This is a genomic window from Nocardioides sp. Leaf307 (assembly GCF_001423135.1).
In the GTDB taxonomy this organism is placed as follows: domain Bacteria; phylum Actinomycetota; class Actinomycetes; order Propionibacteriales; family Nocardioidaceae; genus Nocardioides; species Nocardioides kribbensis.
Genome location: NZ_LMNY01000003.1, coordinates 38,976 through 56,032, shown reverse-complemented (window position 1 = coordinate 56,032; position 17,057 = coordinate 38,976). Strand labels below are relative to the sequence as shown.

At 76.5% G+C, this 17,057-nt stretch carries 16 protein-coding genes; 11 read left to right on the top strand and 5 right to left on the bottom strand.

What is annotated here, in order from left to right:
- The first annotated feature begins 1 nt into the window (after position 1).
- The 5 genes from ASF50_RS15225 to ASF50_RS15205 all read left to right on the top strand — a co-directional run bounded on the left by ASF50_RS15225 (position 2) and on the right by ASF50_RS15205 (position 6,737).
- Positions 2 to 2,065: a biotin carboxylase N-terminal domain-containing protein gene (locus ASF50_RS15225; protein WP_082503261.1), complete on the top strand. Its 2,064-nt coding sequence runs from the start codon at positions 2 to 4 to the stop codon at positions 2,063 to 2,065.
- A gap of 143 nt (positions 2,066 to 2,208) precedes the next feature.
- A complete protein-coding gene (locus tag ASF50_RS15220; protein ID WP_056905394.1) occupies positions 2,209 to 3,141 on the top strand; it encodes a hydroxymethylglutaryl-CoA lyase in 933 nt (310 codons plus the stop codon).
- Entirely contained in the window at positions 3,138 to 4,280 is a 1,143-nt protein-coding gene (locus ASF50_RS15215) for a hypothetical protein (RefSeq protein WP_056905081.1), read from the top strand. The genes ASF50_RS15220 and ASF50_RS15215 overlap by 4 nt, the downstream gene beginning before the upstream one ends.
- Positions 4,277 to 5,458 carry a hypothetical protein gene (locus tag ASF50_RS15210; RefSeq protein ID WP_056905080.1) on the top strand — a complete coding sequence of 394 codons (1,182 nt, stop codon included), beginning with the start codon at positions 4,277 to 4,279 and terminating at the stop codon, positions 5,456 to 5,458. The genes ASF50_RS15215 and ASF50_RS15210 overlap by 4 nt, the downstream gene beginning before the upstream one ends.
- 55 nt (positions 5,459 to 5,513) lie before the next feature.
- Positions 5,514 to 6,737 (top strand): hypothetical protein, encoded by a 1,224-nt coding sequence (locus ASF50_RS15205; RefSeq protein WP_056905079.1) that lies wholly within the window; start codon positions 5,514 to 5,516, stop codon positions 6,735 to 6,737.
- Here the strand turns inward: ASF50_RS15205 and ASF50_RS15200 are convergent.
- Positions 6,698 to 7,390 (bottom strand): EcsC family protein, encoded by a 693-nt coding sequence (locus ASF50_RS15200; protein ID WP_082500454.1) that lies wholly within the window; start codon positions 7,388 to 7,390, stop codon positions 6,698 to 6,700. The genes ASF50_RS15205 and ASF50_RS15200 overlap by 40 nt on opposite strands.
- Before the next feature lie 32 nt (positions 7,391 to 7,422).
- Between ASF50_RS15200 and aat the strand changes: the two genes are divergently transcribed.
- The 3 genes from aat to ASF50_RS15185 all read left to right on the top strand — a co-directional run bounded on the left by aat (position 7,423) and on the right by ASF50_RS15185 (position 9,462).
- Positions 7,423 to 8,127, top strand: coding sequence for a leucyl/phenylalanyl-tRNA--protein transferase (aat, locus tag ASF50_RS15195; RefSeq protein ID WP_056865164.1), 705 nt, complete (start codon positions 7,423 to 7,425; stop codon positions 8,125 to 8,127).
- A gap of 152 nt (positions 8,128 to 8,279) precedes the next feature.
- A complete protein-coding gene (locus tag ASF50_RS15190; RefSeq protein ID WP_056865165.1) occupies positions 8,280 to 8,759 on the top strand; it encodes a hypothetical protein in 480 nt (159 codons plus the stop codon).
- Between the two features lie 157 nt (positions 8,760 to 8,916).
- Positions 8,917 to 9,462 (top strand): hypothetical protein, encoded by a 546-nt coding sequence (locus ASF50_RS15185; protein WP_056905078.1) that lies wholly within the window; start codon positions 8,917 to 8,919, stop codon positions 9,460 to 9,462.
- Between the two features lie 57 nt (positions 9,463 to 9,519).
- Here the strand turns inward: ASF50_RS15185 and ASF50_RS15180 are convergent, their stop codons facing one another.
- A complete protein-coding gene (locus tag ASF50_RS15180) occupies positions 9,520 to 9,855 on the bottom strand; it encodes a rhodanese-like domain-containing protein (protein ID WP_056865167.1) in 336 nt (111 codons plus the stop codon).
- An 81-nt stretch (positions 9,856 to 9,936) separates the two neighbouring features.
- Complete coding sequence (locus tag ASF50_RS15175) at positions 9,937 to 10,803, bottom strand: Fpg/Nei family DNA glycosylase (RefSeq protein ID WP_056865178.1); 867 nt, start codon at positions 10,801 to 10,803, stop codon at positions 9,937 to 9,939.
- Between the two features lie 198 nt (positions 10,804 to 11,001).
- On the opposite strand from ASF50_RS15175, the gene ASF50_RS15170 reads away from it, so the two are divergent.
- Positions 11,002 to 11,262, top strand: a complete 261-nt coding sequence (locus ASF50_RS15170) for a hypothetical protein (RefSeq protein ID WP_056905077.1) — start codon at positions 11,002 to 11,004, stop codon at positions 11,260 to 11,262.
- 75 nt (positions 11,263 to 11,337) lie between these two features.
- Here ASF50_RS15170 and ASF50_RS15165 read toward each other — a convergent pair whose 3' ends face one another.
- Positions 11,338 to 13,719, bottom strand: coding sequence for a SulP family inorganic anion transporter (locus ASF50_RS15165; RefSeq protein WP_082503260.1), 2,382 nt, complete (start codon positions 13,717 to 13,719; stop codon positions 11,338 to 11,340).
- Positions 13,720 to 14,106: 387 nt separating this feature from the next.
- Between ASF50_RS15165 and ASF50_RS15160 the strand changes: the two genes are divergently transcribed.
- Entirely contained in the window at positions 14,107 to 15,360 is a 1,254-nt protein-coding gene (locus ASF50_RS15160; RefSeq protein WP_056905076.1) for an ATP-binding protein, read from the top strand.
- 74 nt (positions 15,361 to 15,434) lie between these two features.
- Here ASF50_RS15160 and ASF50_RS19945 read toward each other — a convergent pair whose 3' ends face one another.
- Positions 15,435 to 16,043, bottom strand: coding sequence for an OsmC family protein (locus ASF50_RS19945; RefSeq protein ID WP_082503259.1), 609 nt, complete (start codon positions 16,041 to 16,043; stop codon positions 15,435 to 15,437).
- Between the two features lie 113 nt (positions 16,044 to 16,156).
- Here ASF50_RS19945 and ASF50_RS15150 point away from each other — a divergent pair, with 113 nt between their 5' ends.
- Positions 16,157 to 17,047 (top strand): glycerophosphodiester phosphodiesterase family protein, encoded by an 891-nt coding sequence (locus ASF50_RS15150; protein ID WP_082503258.1) that lies wholly within the window; start codon positions 16,157 to 16,159, stop codon positions 17,045 to 17,047.
- The last annotated feature ends 10 nt before the right edge of the window (positions 17,048 to 17,057 follow it).

Sequence of the window (17,057 nt, the reverse complement as noted above, 5' to 3'; positions counted from 1 at the left end):
GATGACGATCCACACCCTGCTCGTCGCCAACCGCGGCGAGATCGCGCTGCGCGTCTTCCGCACCGCCGCCCGCCTGGGCCTGCGCACGGTCGCGATCCACACCGACCTCGACGCCACGGCGCCCCACGTGCGCGCCGCCGACGCCGCGGTGCGCGTGGAGAGCTACCTCGACGTCGACGCGGTGGTCGCCGCCGCGGTGGCCGCGGGCGCCGACGCGGTGCACCCCGGCTACGGCTTCCTCTCCGAGCGGGCGGCGTTCGCGCGGGCGCTGGAGGCCGCCGGCGTCGTCCTGGTCGGCCCGTCGGCCGAGGTGATGGACCGCATGGGCCGCAAGGACGCCGCGCGCGAGATCGCGGTGGCCGCCGGGGTGCCGGTGGTGCCGACCGGCGAGGACGCCGCCTACCCCGTGCTGGTCAAGGCCGCCGCGGGCGGCGGCGGCAAGGGCATGCGCGTGGTGCGCTCGGCCGCGGAGCTCGAGGAGGCCACGGCCGCCGCTCGCCGCGAGGCGCTGGCGGCCTTCGGCGACGACACCATGCTGGTGGAGAAGTACGTCGAGCGCGGTCGCCACGTCGAGGTCCAGGTCCTCGGCGACGCCCACGGCACCGTGCTGCACCTCTTCGAGCGCGACTGCTCCACCCAGCGCCGCCACCAGAAGGTGCTCGAGGAGGCGCCCGCGCCGACCCTCGACGAGGCCACGCGCGCCCGGGTGCGCCAGGCCGGCGTCGACCTGGCCGCCCACGTCGGCTACACCGGCGCCGGTACCGTGGAGTTCCTCCTCGACGCCGACACCGGGGAGTTCTACTTCCTGGAGATGAACACCCGCCTCCAGGTCGAGCACCCGGTCTCCGAGCTGGTCGCCCGCGTCGACGGCGCTCCGGTCGACCTGGTCGAGCTGCAGCTGCGCGTGGCGGCCGGCCAGCCGGTCGGCCTGGCCCAGGACGACCTGACCCTGGTGGGCCACGCCATCGAGGCGCGGGTCTACGCGGAGGACGCCTACGCCGGCTTCCTCCCGCAGGCCGGTCGGGCCAGCCTGGTGCGCTGGCCCACGGCTACCTCGGCCGCCCCTGCCGCTGGCCCTGCCGCGGACCCCCGGGGCGCCACGGTGGTCCGCGTCGACCACGCCCTCGCCGACGGCCAGGTGGTCTCGACCGCCTTCGACCCGATGCTCGGCAAGGTCGTCGTGCACGGGCCCGACCGCGAGAGCGCCCGCCGCGCCCTCGTGGCGGCCCTCGACCGCACCGCCATCCTCGGTCTCACCACCAACGCCGGCTTCCTGCGCGCGCTGGTGGCCTCCGAGGAGTTCCGCGACGCCACGATCGACACCGCCTGGCTCGACCGCCACGAGCTGCCCCGGCCCGAGGAGTCGCAGGCCCGGGTCGTCGCCGCGTGGACCCAGGCCATGCTCACCGCGACCAGCGGCACCGGCGAGGTCGGCGACACCGGCCGGGCCCGCTCCGGCGCCGGGCCCTTCCACGCCGACGGGTTCCGCCTCGGCGGACCGCCCGCCCCGCAGCGGGTGGGCCTCGACCGACCGGTGGTGGTCGAGCGGGCCGCCGACGGCCTCCGCGGCGCCGTCGACGGGGTGCGGGTCGTGCAGCTGCGCGCCGAGCACCACACGGTGCTGCTCGACGTCGACGGGGAGCGCCTCGAGGCCGTCGTCGACGCCCGGGCCCACGAGGTCGAGGTCGTCCTGCGCGGTCAGCGCCACGTCTTCCGACGACCCGACCCGGCCGCCGACCGCGGGCCCGCCGCGGGCGACGGCACGCTGGTCTCCCCGATGCCGGGCACCGTGCTCGACGTGCGCGTGGTGGTGGGCCAGGAGGTCGCCGAGGGCGACGTGCTCGGCGTGGTGGAGGCGATGAAGATGGAGCTGGCCCTGCGCGCGCCCTTCGCCGGCACCGTCACCGAGGTCGACGCCGTCGCCGGACGCCAGGTCGCGCTGGGAGCGACGCTCTTCGTCGTCGAGGCCGCGCCCGACGCGCCCGGCTCCGCCGGCACCGGGGCGGACAGCGCCGGCACGGGAGCACCCAGCGACGGAGCACACCGCGACGGAGGGGCCCGGTGACCGCCGGCGAGCAGCCCCGCACGGGCCGCCCCGGCGCTCCCGCCGCCGGCGACGCCGCGGCCCCGGCCGGTGCCGGCGACACGCCCGGCGCGGGCCCGACGGCGGCGACCCCGGCGGGCGAGCCTGCGGTGGGCGCCCTGCCGATGGTGGTGCGCGACCCCGCCCTGCCGCAGCGGGTGAGGATCTACGAGGTCGGGCCCCGCGACGGCCTGCAGAACGAGGCGTCGCTGGTGCCGGTCGAGGTGAAGGCGGAGTTCGTGCGCCGCCTGCTCGACGCAGGGCTCTCCACGGTCGAGGCGACCAGCTTCGTGCACCCGCGGTGGGTGCCGCAGCTGGCCGACGCCGCCGAGCTCATGGGCCGCCTGGCCGACGACCTCGGCGAGGCCTCGCGCGACCTGCCCGTGCTCGTGCCCAACGAGCGCGGCCTCGACCGCGCCCTCGAGCTGGGCCTGCGCCACGTCGCGATCTTCGGCTCGGCCACCGAGACCTTCGCCCGGCGCAACCTCAACCGCGGGCTGGAGAGCCAGCTGGAGATGTTCGCCCCCACCGTCGCCCGCGCCCGCGCGGCCGGCCTCGACGTGCGGGCCTACGTCAGCATGTGCTTCGGCGACCCCTGGGAGGGTCCGGTGCCGGTCGCGCAGGTCGTGGCCACCGGCCGCCGCCTGCTCGACCTGGGCGCCGGGCAGCTCAGCCTCGGCGACACCATCGGCGTCGGCACCGCCGCCCACGTCACCGCGCTGGTCGAGGCCTTCGCCGACGCCGGCATCGGCCCCGACCGGCTGGCCCTGCACTTCCACGACACCTACGGCCAGGCCCTCGCCAACGCCGCCGCGGGCCTGCGCGCCGGGGTGACGACGTTCGACGCCTCGGCCGGGGGGCTCGGCGGCTGCCCCTACGCCGCCAGCGCCACCGGCAACCTCGCCACCGAGGACCTCGTGTGGCTGCTCACCGGACTGGGGGTGGAGCACGGGGTCGACCTCGACGCCCTCGTGGGCACCAGCACCTGGATGGCCGAGCGGCTCGGACGGCCCAGCCCGTCGGCGGTCGTGAGGGCGCTGGCACAATCAGCACCGTGAGTGCCGCCGCCCGCCGCCGGGTCTACCTGCACATCGGTGCGCCGAAGACCGGCACGACCTACCTCCAGGACCGGCTGAGCCTCAACGCCAAGGCGCTGGCGGCCCACGACGTGCACTTCCCGACCCGCTCGGCGCTGGTCAGCCCCGCGCTCTTCCACTTCCGCGCCGCCCTCGACCTCCAGGGGCAGGACTGGGGCGGCGAGCCGGGCCACGCCGAGGGCAGCTGGGACGCGCTCGTACGCCGGGTCCGCCGCCGCACCGGCACCGTCGTGGTCAGCCACGAGATCCTCGCCCCCGCCGGCGCCGAGCACGTGGCCAAGGCCAAGCGCGACCTCGCCGGGCCCGGCGGCGACACCGAGATCCACGTCGTCTACAGCGCTCGCGACCTCGGTCGGCAGCTGCCCGCCGCGTGGCAGGAGAGCATCAAGCAGGGCCGCACGTGGAGCTACCGCCGCTTCCTCAAGCGCGCGCGTCGCGGCCGCACGTGGTTCGCCCGGTCCTTCGACCTGCCCGCCGTGCTCGGCACGTGGTCGGCCGGTCTCCCGCCCGAGCAGGTCCACGTGGTCACCGTGCCCCAGCGGGGCTCGGGGGTCTCGGTGGCCGGCCCCGGCGCGCCCGGCGGCGACGAGCTGTGGCTGCGCTTCTGCCGCGCCTTCTCCATCGACCCCGCCTGGGCGCCCGCCGAGAGCGAGCGCACCAACCCCTCGCTGGGTGCCGCGGAGAGCGCCCTGCTGCGCCGGCTCAACACCAGCCTCGGGCGACGCACCCGCGGTGGTCCCGACTTCGACGCCCTCGTGCGCGGCCTGCTGGCCGAGCAGGAGCTGGTGGGTCGCGAGTCGGGCCGCGTCGGTCTGCCGCCGCGCTTCCACGACTGGGCCGAGGAGCAGTCGGAGCGCTGGATCGAGTGGGCCGAGGCCAGCGGCGTGCACGTCGTCGGCGACGTCGCCGACCTGCGCCCCGTGCGCCCGGGCCCCGACGAGTCGTGGAACGACCCCGACCGGGTGCCCCCGCGCCGCCAGCTCGCCGCCGCCGTCGACGCCCTCGCCGCCATGACCCGCGAGGCCGCGCGCCGCGAGGACCCCGACCGTCAGATCGGCAGCCGCGTGCGCGACCAGGCCCGCCGCCTGCTCGACTCGTGAGCGGCACGCCCGGCGAGGGGCGCGCCTGGGCGTGGCTCGACCACCTGCAGGCCGGCGGCACCACCCCGTGGGCCCGGTGGTCGGCCGAGGTGCCGACGCGCGGCCGGGTCCTGCCCGGCGCCCAGCAGCTCGAGCTCCTGCGCCGCCTCAACCTCGCCGGCGGGGTCTCTCCGCGGCTCGCGCAGCGGGTGCTGGGCGCGAGCGCGCCGGGCCGCGGGCGACCCGACCTCGAGCTCGTCGGCGCCACCGAGGTGCGCGGCTTCGGCTGGGCCCCCGTCGACCCCGCCGACCTGCCCGACGACGAGCTCGTGCGCGTCGCCACCGGCCTGGTCGCCGAGGACGTCCGGGAGGCGGCCGCACGCGCGTCCGACCCGGCCGCGGCGGCCCCCCGCACCGCGCGCCCGGTCCTGCAGCGGGTGCGCACGGCGTGGCCGTGGGCCCGGCGCGCCCCGGCGTACCGTCTGGCCGGTGACCCGTGGCTGGGCTCGCTGTGGCGCCGCGAGCTCGCCGCCGCGGGCCGACCCCCGGGCGGGCGCGCGCCCGAGGTGCTGGTGCTCGCCGGTCGGCTCTCGGTGGGCCTGGCCCACACCTGGACCGCCCGCAGCGCCGGGGTCGACGGGGCCCCACCGTGGCCGCAGTGGCTCGCCGCCGCCACCGAGCGCCGCCACGTGCCGCGCCCCCTCGACGTCGCGGCCGTCGCCGACCGGTGGGCCGCGCGGGTGGGTCGCGAGCGCGTGCGTGTCGTGGTCGACCTCGACCGGCTGCCCGCCGTGGTCGACGCCCCGGTGCGCCTCCATGCGCCCCGGCTCTCCGGCGACGCCGTCGAGCTCGTACGCCGGGTCGGCGTGGGGCTCGGGCTGCTCGTGCTGCCGCGGGCGCGCCAGGAGCTGCTGCGCGGGGTGCTCGTGCCGATGCTCCACGACCTCCCGGCCGCCACTGCCGGGTCCCGCCTCGTGGTGCCGCCGGAGCACCACCGGTGGGTGGCGCGACGCTCCGTGCAGGTGCGCGCCGCGGTCCTGCGCGCTGGCTACCCTGTGCTCGGCGACCCCGACGCGCTCGTCGACGCCCCCGACGCGCTCGCCGAGGCCGAGGGCGCCCCGCCCTCGGACGCCGCCGTGCTCGACCTCGCCGTGGCCCTGCTGCGGCGTCACGACGACCGCGGCCCCGCCACCCCGTGACCCCCGGGACACCCCACATGACCACGACGACCCCCGCGACCCGAGAGGACGAGCGATGAGCCAGCGCGTCCTGCTCCACGTGGGCACCCCCAAGACCGGCACGTCGGGGCTGCAGGACGTGCTCTTCCGCAACCGCGAGCGGCTGCTGGAGCACGGCATCCTCTATCCCGCGGAGCGCTTCGACGCCCACTTCCTCGCCGCCCTCGACCTGATGCGGCTGCCGTGGGGCGGTCTGGAGACGGAGGCCTTCGGGGCCTGGGACGCCCTCGCCGCGCAGGTGCGCGCCCACGAGGGCACGGCGATCATCAGCCACGAGATCCTCGCCACCGCCTCGCGCTCGCAGGTCGGTCGTGCCCTGGAGTCGCTGGGCCACCGCGCCGACGGCACCGGCGCCGAGGTGCACGTCGTGCTCTCGGTGCGCGACCTGGTGCGCCAGGTGCCGGCGGAGTGGCAGGAGAACGTCAAGCACCGCAGCACGATCACCTTCGAGCGCTTCCTCGAGCAGCTGCGCGACCCGGCCCGCGAGAGCCGGATCGCCACCTGGTTCTGGGGCGTGCAGGAGATCCCCGACATCCTCGACCGCTGGGGCCACGCCCTGCCGCCCGAGCGGATCCACGTGGTCACCGTGCCGGCGCCCGGCGGCCCGCCCGACCTGCTGTGGCAGCGCTTCACCCGCGCCTTCGGCCTCGACGGCCTCGAGCTCGACCTCACCGTCGAGCGCGCCAACCCCTCGCTCGGCGCGCCCGAGACCGCGCTGGTGCGGCGCATCAACCAGGCCGTCAACCAGCGCCTCGAGCCGGCCGACTACCGGCCGCTGGTGCGCGAGCTGCTGGCCCACCGCACCCTGTCGCAGCGCTCGCGCTCTCCCCGCCTGGCGCTGCCGCCCGACGTGCACCCGTGGGCCGCCGACCTGTGCGCGCGCTGGGTCGGGGAGGTCCGCGCGCGCGGCTACGACGTCGTCGGCGACCTCGAGGACCTGCGCGGACCGTCGGCCAGCACCGCCTGGGCCGACCCCGACGCGCCGTCGGAGACCCAGGTCGCGGGCGCCGCGGTCGACGCGATCGCGGCGCTGCTGCTCGACAACGCGCGGCTCAGCCACGAGGAGCAGCGCCTGCACGCCGAGCTGGCCGAGACCCGCGACGCCCTGCAGCGGTCCTACCTGCGCCCGTCGTACCGGCTGCGCGAGCGGGTCGTGGGCCGGCTCCAGGGCGGGCGGGTCGGCCGCGCGGCGCTGGGGGCCTACCGCGCGGTGCGGGGCAGGAGCTCGCGCTCGGCGTAGCGCCCGATCTTCCAGGTGGAGTAGCCGTCGGCGCCCATGCCGACGACGCCGCCCACCACGGGCACGCGTCGGCCCACGGTGACGGCCAGGCGCTTGCCCATGACCCGGGTGACCAGGTCGGAGGCGACCTCGGTGGAGACCGCGCGGTCGGTGTCGGGCGAGCCCGACGGGGCCGTGGCCAGCGCCATCGGCGGGGCGGGCAGCTTCTTGGCCTTGACCAGGGAGTTGACGGTGTCCTCGCCCATGAGGCAGGCCAGGATCGCGTTGCGCACGCGGGCGTCGTCGAGGTCGTAGCCCCGGAGGTGGGCGATGCCGGCGATCATGCGGCACTGCACGAGCGCCAGCCCGGTGATGTTGGTGGGGATCGTGACCGCCGCGGTGACGACGCCGCCGATGTTGGTGAGGAAGCCCTGGGCGCCGGCGTAGCGCACGTGGTTCTCGATGACCTCGTGGATCGCCTTGTCGACGTCGCCCCCCTGCTCCTCCAGCTGCTTGTCGGCGGCCGCGGCGGCGGGCGGCAGCGGGCCGGCGCCGGCGATGGCGCGGGCCAGCGCCTCGCGCACGAAGGAGGTGGTCAGCCCGGGGGCCATGCCCGTCACCTTCGGGGCGATCTTGCGGGTCACGGTGCCGGTCAGGGTGCGTCGGGCGCTCATGACTTACAGCGTACGGGGGCTACGGTCGGCGGGTGCCCGTCGAGCCCCCGCCCAGCCCGTGGTCCTTCGGCGACCCGAGCCGCTTCCCCGACGACGACGACCTGGTCGGCATCGGCGCCGACCTCGAGCCCGGCACGCTGCTCGAGGCCTACCGCCAGGGTCTCTTCCCGATGCCCTCGGGCCACCGCGGCGACCCGATGTACTGGTTCTGCCCGCTCGAGCGGGGCGTGCTGCCGCTCGACGGACTGCGCGTCTCGCGCTCGCTGCGCCGCGCGACGCGCGACTTCGGGATCCGCGTCGACACCGCCTTCGCCGAGGTCCTCGACGCCTGCGCCGACCCCCGCCGCCCGGCGGGCTGGATCGACGGCGACATCCGCGCCGCCTACCTGCGCCTGCACGACCTGGGCTGGGCCCACTCGGTGGAGGCGTGGCAGGACGGGCGCCTCGTCGGAGGCCTGTACGGCGTGGCCAGCGGCGGGCTCTTCGCGGGGGAGTCGATGTTCCACCGCGTGCGCGACGCCTCCAAGGTCGCCCTGGTCGGTCTCGTCGACCTGCTCGCCGCCGACCTCGACGCCCACCCCGACCGGCTCCTCGACGTGCAGTGGAGCACCGAGCACCTGGCCAGCCTCGGCGTCGTCACCCTCAGCCGTGCCGACTACCTCGCCCGCCTCGCCCGCGCCCTGGAGTGCCCGCTGCCGGCGGCCTTCGGCGGCCCGGGCGCCCCCGGTCCGTCGTGACGCCGGTCGTGCCGGCGCGGCCGGGAAATCCTCGGGGTGGGAGGAGGCATGAACCGCGCGCGCTGGGGCAGGGTCAGCGTGCTCGGGCCCTCACGGGCGAGGACCACGCGGTCCCCGACGACCCCCTACCGACCCCCACGTCTGGAGATCGCATGTCCCTGACCCGCCTGCGCCGCGGCGCCGCTGCCGGCTCCCTCGTCCTCCTCGCCTCGATGGCCACCGCCTGCGGTGGCAGCGACGACGGGGCCTCGACCCCCGACGACGCCTCGTCGGACGACTTCTGCTCGACCTACTCCGAGATCATCAGCAGCACCGCCGACCAGGAGGAGCCCGACGCCGGCGCGATCAAGGACTTCGCCGACCAGCTGGCCGAGGTCGGCACCCCGGAGAACATCTCCGAGGACGGTCGCGAGGGCTTCGAGATCTTCATCGACACCATCAACGAGCTGCCCGACGACGCCTCCGCCGCCGAGATCGAGGACTTCGACCCCGACATCTCCGACGAGGACGACGCCAAGGTCGACGCCTTCTTCGAGTACACCGCGACCGAGTGCGCCGACGCCCTGGGCATCCCCTCCGACCTGCCCAGCGCCGAGGTGCCCGACGACTCCTCCAGCGAGTCCACCGAGTGACTCCCGCGGGTCGGGCCGCCGCGCCCCGACCCACCGCGGGCTCGTCCCGCACCGCTGCGCACCGGCGGGCGGTGACCCGACACGGGGTCGCCGCCCGCCGGTGCGGGGTCCGCACCCGCCCAGGCTGCTCTCAGGTGCGCGTGCCACGCTCGCACCCATGCTGCTCTCCCGCTCCGTCCGACCCGCCCGCCCCTCGGCCGCCCGCCCCGCACGCGGGCCCCGGCGTACGCCGCTGCTCGTGGCGGGCCTCGCGGTCTCGGCCCTCGCGCTCGTGGGCTGCGGGTCCGACGACTCCGAGTCGGCCTCCGACGCGGCCAGCCCGGCGGCGTCGAGCAGCGCCGCGGCGCCCGACCTCGGCGAGGCCCAGGGCCTCTGTGAGGCGCTGACCAGCGTCGACGGGCTCGACACCGGATCCGACGTCGCCACCTTCGCCGAGGCCCTGGGCTCCGCCGAGGTGCCCTCCGACGCCCCGTCCGACGCCGCCACCGGCTACGACGTCTACCTCGAGAAGCTCCAGGAGGTCGACCCCGACCTCACCGCCGAGGAGCTGGCCGCCGAGGGCGACTTCCAGCTGAGCAAGCAGGAGAAGACCCAGGTCGCGGCCTTCGTGGGCTACGTCAGCCAGGTCTGCGCCGGTGCCGCGGCCTCGGAGGCGCCGTCGGAGTCGCCGTCGGGGTCGCCGTCGGGGTCGCCCGCCGAGTGAGGCCGGGGGGCCTCACGACGACCGGCCTCACGACGACCGGGCTCACGACGACCGGGCTCAGACGACCTGGGGCGGCTGGCCGGTCTCGCTGACCATGGGCCGGCCGGCGGCCTCCCAGTCGAGCATGCCGCCGTCGAGGTTGACGACGTCGTGACCCTGCTGGGCGAGGTAGCCGGTGGCCTGGGCCGAGCGGCCGCCGACCTTGCACACCACGAGCACCTGGCCCTCGGGCACGTCGGCGAGGCGCTGGGGCAGGTCCATGAGCGGGATGTGGACCGCGCCCTCGATGTGGCCGTGCTCCCACTCGACGGGCTCGCGCACGTCGAGCACCGCCAGCCCCTCGGGCAGGGGCTGCGGGACGCCGTCGACGGAGACGGTGGGGATGGCGGTCATGAGGGCCTCGATCCTGGTGCGGGGGTGCGTCGGGTCCGTGCTGGGGCTCGCCGGTCGTGCCGGGGCTCGCCGGGTCCGACGCTACTTGAGCAGCCGGCTCATCCGGCGGTCGGCCAGCGGCTTGCCGCCGGTCTGGCAGGTGGGGCAGTACTGCAGGCTGGAGTCGGCGAAGGAGACCTCGCGCACCGTGTCGCCGCAGACCGGGCAGGCCTCGCCGGCGCGGCCGTGGACGGCGAGGTGGGACTTCTTCTCGCCCTTCAGCTCGCTGGCGGCCAGGCCGCGGGAGCGCTCGACGGCGTCGCCGACGGTGCGGCGCAGGGCGGCGTACAGGGTGGCGAGCTCGTCGTCGGTGAGGCTGTTGGCCGGCTTGTAGGGCGACATCCGCGCGGCGTGGAGGATCTCGTCGGAGTAGGCGTTGCCGATGCCGGCGATGGTGCCCTGGTGGCGCAGCACCCCCTTGACCTGCTTGCGGCCCTCGCGCTGCAGGATCGCGCCGAGGACGTCGACGGTGAAGCCGTCCTCGAGGGGGTCGGGGCCCAGGCTCGCGATGCCGGGCACGTCGTGGGGGTCGCGCACGACGTACATCGCCAGGCTCTTGCGGGTGCCGGCCTCGGTGACGTCGAGACCGGTGCCGTCGTCGAGCTCGATGCGCACCGCCAGCGTCGACTTGCTGCTCGGCTTCGGCGGCACCATCGGCAGCTCCTCACGCCAGCGCACCCAGCCCGCCCGGGCGAGGTGGAGCACGAGGTGGACCCCCGAGGCGTCGATGTCGAGGAACTTGCCGTGGCGGGTCACGTCGTCGACCAGCGTGCCCTCCAACGCCGACAGCGGCGGGTCGAAGGTCTTCAGGGCACTGAACGCCGCCACGTGGACCTTGACGATCGCACGTCCGTCGAGCCGGCCCCTGAGGTCCAGGGCCAGCGCCTCCACCTCGGGTAGCTCGGGCACGTCGCCGAGTCTAGGGGGGTGGGTGCGCCCGACCGGCGGGTTTCACCGGCCGGCTGGCGAAACCCGCACCTGTCGGCCGTCGCACGGGCCGACAGGTGCGGGTGCGGGCCGACAGGCTCGGGTACGCCGCAGTCCCGGGGTCGCAGGCGTGCGGACCGACCCGGTGACAGACGGGCGCGGGCGGAGCATCATGGGCAGATGTCACGCGTGCGCACGCTGCCCGAGACGGGGTCGATCCACCTCGACGCCCGCGGCGACGACCGCGCGCTGCGGGTCTCCTGGCACCCCGAGGCCGAGGTCGTCGTGCTGTCGCTGTGGCGCGACAACGTCTGCGCCGGGTCCTTCCGGCTCAGCGTCGACGAGGTGCCCGAGATGATCGAGGTGCTGCGCCGCGGCCTCGACCAGGCCTACGACGCAGCGCGCGCCCGCCGCCACGCGGCCCGGGCCGAGCCGGCCTGAGGGTGCTGGCCGGGCCGGGAGCCCGGGCCGCGCGGGTGCGGGTCGTCCGCGACCGAGGGCGGTCGCGGGGTGCGCTCAGCCGGCCAGGTGGGCCAACCGGTCGAGCTCGGCGTCGGTGAGGGCGACGAAGGCGTCGTCGCGCAGCACCGAGAGCGAGCCGTCGTCGATGCGGAAGAACAGCCCGACGAGCCGCACCCGCTCGAGCCGCTCGGCGCCGAGCACCTCGCGCAGCCGGTCGAGGGTGACCGCGACGTTGACCTGGGCGAGCTGGTCGACCTCACCGTCGCCGACGGCCGCGGCCGATGCGCCCACCGGGTGCTGGGCCCGCCAGGCCGACACCGAGGGTGCGGCGTGGCGCAGCCAGCGGTCGACCGGGTCGCTGGCGTCGGCGCCCGCAGCGCCCGCAGCCCCCGCAGCCCCCGCGTCCGGGCCGACGGCCTCGTCGGAGGCGACCGCGGCGGTCATCGCGCCGCAGCCGGAGTGACCGCAGACGACGACGACCTCGACGCCGAGCTGGTCGACGGCGTAGAGCACCGGCGCGGAGACCGCGCCGTCGTCGTCGCCGTCGGCGGGGGCGAGGTTGCCCATGGTGCGGATGGTGAAGAGGTCGCCGGGCCCGCTGCTGGTGAGCTGGTTGGGCACCAGCCGCGAGTCGACGCAGCCCAGGAAGGCGGCGCGGGGGGCCTGGCTCTCGCGCAGCTCGTCGTAGACCGGCTGGAGCGAGGCCGAGGTGCGGCGGTGGTACTCGCGCACGCCGACCGCCAGCGGGTGGGCCGGGGCGGTGGTGCCGAGGTCGGCGCCACCGTTCTGCCACGCGCCCCAGGGCAGCCAGGCGCGGGGCGAGACGGGCCGCGACTTGGCGGCGCGCTCGGCGGCCGCCTCCTCGCCGGCCGGGCCGGAGTGCTCGACGACGACCTGGCCGCCCTGCGCCTCGTAGCGGCTGCGCCAGTCGTCGATCTGGTCGCGGGCCGCGGGGTCGAGGTAGTCGACGAGCAGGTCGACCTCGACCACCTGGCCCTCGGGCACGGTGGCGAGCCGCCGGGCCAGCACGGGCAGGGCGAGGAACGACACGCTGCCGTGGACCTCGACGACCCACAGCGCCCGCCCGTCGGGGGCCGGGCCGGCCTCGCGCACGTCGACCTTGACCTGGGCGGTGCGCCACAGGGTGAGCAGCAGGGCGCCGACCAGGCCGATGAGCACGCCCTCGACCAGGTTGAGCGCGAGGACGCCGACCACGGTGGCGACGTAGATCCACAGCTCGCCGCGGGCGCGGGAGCGGCGTACGTCGGCCGGCTTGACCAGCCCGGTGCCCATGACCAGCAGCAGGCCGGCGAGCGCGGCCAGCGGGATCTGCTCGACCAGGCCGACCAGCAGCAGGGCGAAGACGAGCACCCACACGCCGTGCAGGATCGCGGAGGCGCGGGTGCGGGCGCCGGCGGCGACGTTGGTGGCGCTGCGCACGATGACGCCGGTGACGGGCAGGCCGCCCAGCGCGCCGGAGGCGGTGTTGGCGACGCCCTGGCCGACCAGCTCGCGGTCGAGGCGGGCGCGGGGCCCGTCGTGGAGCTTGTCGATGGCCACCGCCGAGAGCAGGCTCTCGACCGAGGCGATGAGGGCGACCGTGAGCACGGCGCCGGCCACGGCCAGGGGCGTGCCCTCGGGCATGGCGACGGTGCCGATCTGGTCGAGCAGCGCCCCGCCGAGGTCGACGCGCTCGGCGTCGGGCAGCCAGGCGGCGGCCATCAGGGTCAGCAGGGTGACGGCCACGAGCGGGCCGGGCACCGCCTTGACCCTGGCGGGCATCCGCGGCCAGAGCAGCAGGATCACCACGACGCCGGTGGCCGCGAGCAGGGCGTGGGAGTCGGGGGAGAGCAGCGACGAGCCGATGGACTGCAGGTTGGCCCAGGCCGAGGGCCGCGAGGTCGAGCCGAGGGCGACGTTGAGCTGGCCCAGCACGATCGAGATGCCGATGCCGGCCAGCATGGCGGCGACCACGGTGGGCGAGATGGCCAGGGCGTAGCGGCCCAGGCGGGTGGCGCCGAGCACGAGCTGGAGCAGGCCGGCCATGGCGGTGATCGCGCAGGTGGCCTCCCAGCCGAACTCGGCGACGACCTCGGCCACGACGACGGTCAGCCCGGCCGCCGGTCCGCTCACCTGGAGCGGGGCGCCGCCGACGATGCCGGCGAGGATCCCGCCGACGGCGGCGGCGATGAGGCCGGCGGCGACGGGGGCGCCGGAGGCCACGGCGATGCCGAGCGAGAGCGGTACGGCGACGAGGAAGACCACCAGCGAGGCCGGCACGTCGAAGCGGGCGTCGCGCCGGGCCCAGCCTGTCAGCGAGCGGCCCAGGTCGCGGGGGGAGGGCAGGCCTCCGGGTGGTCCGGACCCGGCGGGGGAGCCGGGGGAGCCGGGGGAGGAGGCGGAGTGGGCAGCGGGGGGTGCGTGCGTGTGGGTCACCGAGAATTCCCTGGGATCGACGGAGTGTGCGGTCTGTGGGGGAAGGGCGAGGGTAGGCAGACGCCTGGGCGCGACACCCGGTCGTGTGACCGGGATCCCGGTGGTCGTAAGAGGATTCTCATCCCCGTCTCAGACGGGGCTCGTGGGGCGGGTGTGGCCGCTGGGGCTCGCTCGCGCTCTCTGGAGGCGTCTAGGGCTGGCCCGAGACACCTCGATAGTCGGGTAGGGCGGCGCGCGGACGGGGCGCGGGCGGGGGCGGGCGGCGCACGGACAGCCGACGGCGGACGGAGGAGGAGGGGAGCGGACGAGGGCAGAGGCCGCGGAGCGCGTGGCTCGATCCCGCGCGTCGTCTACGACCGACACTAGAGAGGCGGATACGGTCCTGTCATCGACCCGATCCGCAACCCCTACGCGCCCGGCGCCGGCCAGCGCCCGCCCGAGCTGGCCGGTCGCGACGAGGAGCTGGCGACCTTCGAGGTGGTGCTCGAGCGCGTCGCACGCGGTCGGCCCGAGCGCTCGCTGGTGCTCACCGGGCTGCGCGGGGTGGGCAAGACGGTGCTGCTCAACGCGCTGCGCTCCGCGGCGGTGCGCCGCGGCTGGGGCACCGGCAAGCTCGAGGCCCGCCCCGACCAGCGGCTGCGCCGGCCGCTGTCGTCGGCGCTGCACCAGGCGGTGCGCGAGCTCGGCGTGCCGGGACCTGGCGGCGGACCCGGTGGTGGGCCCGGGCCGGGGTCGGGGGAGGAGCAGGTCGACCACGTGCTCGGCGTGCTGCGCTCCTTCGCCCAGCGCGACGCCGGCGCCGACGCGCGCCTCAAGGACCGGTGGAGCCCGGGCATCGACGCCCCGGCCGTGCGCGGGCGGGCCGACTCCGGCGACATCGAGATCGACCTGGTCGAGCTGCTCACCGACGTCGGCGGGCTGGCCGCCGACGCGGGCAAGGGGGTCGCGGTCTTCATCGACGAGATGCAGGACCTCGGCCCCGACGACGTCTCCGCGCTGTGCGCGGCGTGCCACGAGATCAGCCAGTCGGGCCTGCCGCTGATCGTGGTCGGCGCGGGGCTGCCGCACCTGCCCGCGGTGCTCTCGGCGAGCAAGTCCTACTCCGAGCGGCTCTTCCGCTACGCCCGCATCGACCGGCTCACCCGGGAGGCCGCCGACCGCGCGCTGAGCGCCCCGGCCACCGACGAGGACGCGGCGTTCACCGAGGCGGGGCTGGCGGCGATGTACGACGCGACCGGCGGCTACCCCTACTTCATCCAGGCCTACGGCAAGACCGTCTGGGACGTCGCGCCCCGCTCGCCGATCACCGAGGACGACGTGGCCGTGGCCGCCCCCGAGGCCGAGCGCGAGCTGGCCGTCGGCTTCTTCGGCAGTCGCTACGAGCGCGCGACCCCGGCGGAGCGGGAGTACCTGCGCGGCATGGCCGACGCCGCCGTCGCCCTGGCCGCCGGCGGCACCGACGTCGACGCGGTCGGCTCGGTGGCCACCGCCGACGTCGCCGCCACCCTGGGCAAGAAGCCGCAGTCGCTCTCCCCGGCGCGCGACGCGCTGATGAAGAAGGGCCTGGTCTACTCCGGCGAGCGGGGCCGGATCGCCTTCACCGTGCCCCACTTCGGGCGCTACCTGCGCGAGCAGGCCTGACCCGTGCGCCCCCGGTGGCGTGGCGGCGACGCGCGCGGGTCGGTGCGGGGTCGGGCGCGGGGTCAGGCGCGGGGTCAGGCGCGGCGTACGACGACCCGCGGCGGCTCGCGCAGCGACCGCCCCACGACGCAGTAGCGCTCGGTGGTCGCGGCCAACCGCGCCAGCTGCTCCTCGTCGACGCCTGAGTCCTCGGGCAGGGTGAGGTCGAAGGTCACGACGACGTCGGTGACCCCGACCGGGGCCTCGCGGTCGACGCCGAGGGTGCCCCGGGCGTCGAAGACGGCCTCCGCGGTGCCGGTGGCGGCGAGCACGTCGACCCCGCTGGCCAGCGCGACGCTGCGCAGGGTCACCCCGGCGCAGGCGAGCAGCGCCTCGAGCAGCATGTCGCCGGAGCAGGCGTCGCTGCCGTCGCCGCCGGTGGCCTCGTGCAGCCCGGCTCGCGCGGGGCCGGCCCAGGTGTCGACGGTCGCGGTGACCCCGGGGTCGGCGAAGCCGGCGCGGGCGCGGAGCGGGGTGCGGGCGCTGGCGGGGTCGTCGCGGTAGCGCTGCTTGAGCGGCGCCTGGGCCGCGCGCACCTGCGCGCGCAGGTCGGAGGGCCCTGGCCCGGTCGAGGGCCCGGTCGAGGGCCCGGTCGAGGGCCCGGCCGAGGGCCCGGTCGAGGGCGAGGTCGGGGGTGCGGTCATGGCGCCAGTCTGCGCGGCTCGACGGGCCCGCGGACCGTCCGGTCGGACGGGGCGAGACCGGCCCGACACGCGATCGTCACCCGCGCGGGCGCGGGCAGGAGCACACTGGGGCGATGAGGTCCGGCGCACGACGCCCCGACGCTCCGCACGGCCCCCGGGCCGCGCCGGCAGCGGCTGCGGCCGGCGCGCTCCCGCAGGTCGTGGCGCACCGGGGGGCCAGCCACGAGAACGCCGAGCACACGCTGGGGGCCTACGTCGCGGCGCTCGACGACGGTGCCGCCGCGCTGGAGTGCGACGTACGCCTGACCGCCGACGGGCACCTGGTCTGCGTGCACGACCGCACGCTGCGACGCACCGCGAGCGCCGAGGGGTCGGTCTCCACCATGGAGCTGGCTCAGCTCTCCCAGCTCGACTTCGCCTCCTGGAAGCACCCGTGGGCCGACCTCGACGACGAGGCGCCCGAGCGCGATCCCGCCCACGACACCGTGCTGACCCTGCGCCGGCTGTGCGAGGTGGCCGCCGACTACGACCGGCGGGTGGAGCTGGCGATCGAGACCAAGCACCCCACGAGGTACGGCGGGCTGGTGGAGCGCCGGCTCGTCGACGTGCTGCGCGACTTCGGGTGGGACCGCCCGGGCACCCCGGCGCGGGTGATGAGCTTCTCCCACACCGCCCTGCAGCGCGTGGAGCGGCTCGCACCCGCCGTGCCGCTGGTGATGCTGCTCGACAAGGCCGCGCTCTGGCTGATGGTGCACCGCGTGATCGGCCCCGACTGGCGGGTCGGGCCCGGCGTCGAGGTGCTCGCCGGGCACCCGCGGCTCGGCCCGCGGATCACGGCCTCGGGGCGGCGGATGCACGTGTGGACGGTCAACACCCGCGACCAGCTCGACCTGTGCGTGCGGCTCGGGGTGGAGGCGGTCATCACCGACCGGCCGGCCTACCTGCTCGACCTGCTCGAGGCGCGGGGACGCACCGGCGCCGACGGGTCGGGGGGCGGCGTATAGGTTCACGCCC

Coding starts and splice junctions, on each gene's coding strand:
- ASF50_RS15225 (WP_082503261.1), top strand. CDS start 2: ATGACGATCCACACCCTGCTCGTCGCCAACCGCGGCGAGATCGCGCTG.
- ASF50_RS19945 (WP_082503259.1), bottom strand. CDS start 16,043: ATGACCGCACCCCCGACCTCGCCCTCGACCGGGCCCTCGGCCGGGCCC.
- ASF50_RS15220 (WP_056905394.1), top strand. CDS start 2,209: ATGGTGGTGCGCGACCCCGCCCTGCCGCAGCGGGTGAGGATCTACGAG.
- ASF50_RS15150 (WP_082503258.1), top strand. CDS start 16,157: ATGAGGTCCGGCGCACGACGCCCCGACGCTCCGCACGGCCCCCGGGCC.
- ASF50_RS15200 (WP_082500454.1), bottom strand. CDS start 7,390: ATGAGCGCCCGACGCACCCTGACCGGCACCGTGACCCGCAAGATCGCC.
- ASF50_RS15170 (WP_056905077.1), top strand. CDS start 11,002: ATGTCACGCGTGCGCACGCTGCCCGAGACGGGGTCGATCCACCTCGAC.
- ASF50_RS15205 (WP_056905079.1), top strand. CDS start 5,514: ATGAGCCAGCGCGTCCTGCTCCACGTGGGCACCCCCAAGACCGGCACG.
- ASF50_RS15190 (WP_056865165.1), top strand. CDS start 8,280: ATGTCCCTGACCCGCCTGCGCCGCGGCGCCGCTGCCGGCTCCCTCGTC.
- ASF50_RS15185 (WP_056905078.1), top strand. CDS start 8,917: ATGCTGCTCTCCCGCTCCGTCCGACCCGCCCGCCCCTCGGCCGCCCGC.
- ASF50_RS15180 (WP_056865167.1), bottom strand. CDS start 9,855: ATGACCGCCATCCCCACCGTCTCCGTCGACGGCGTCCCGCAGCCCCTG.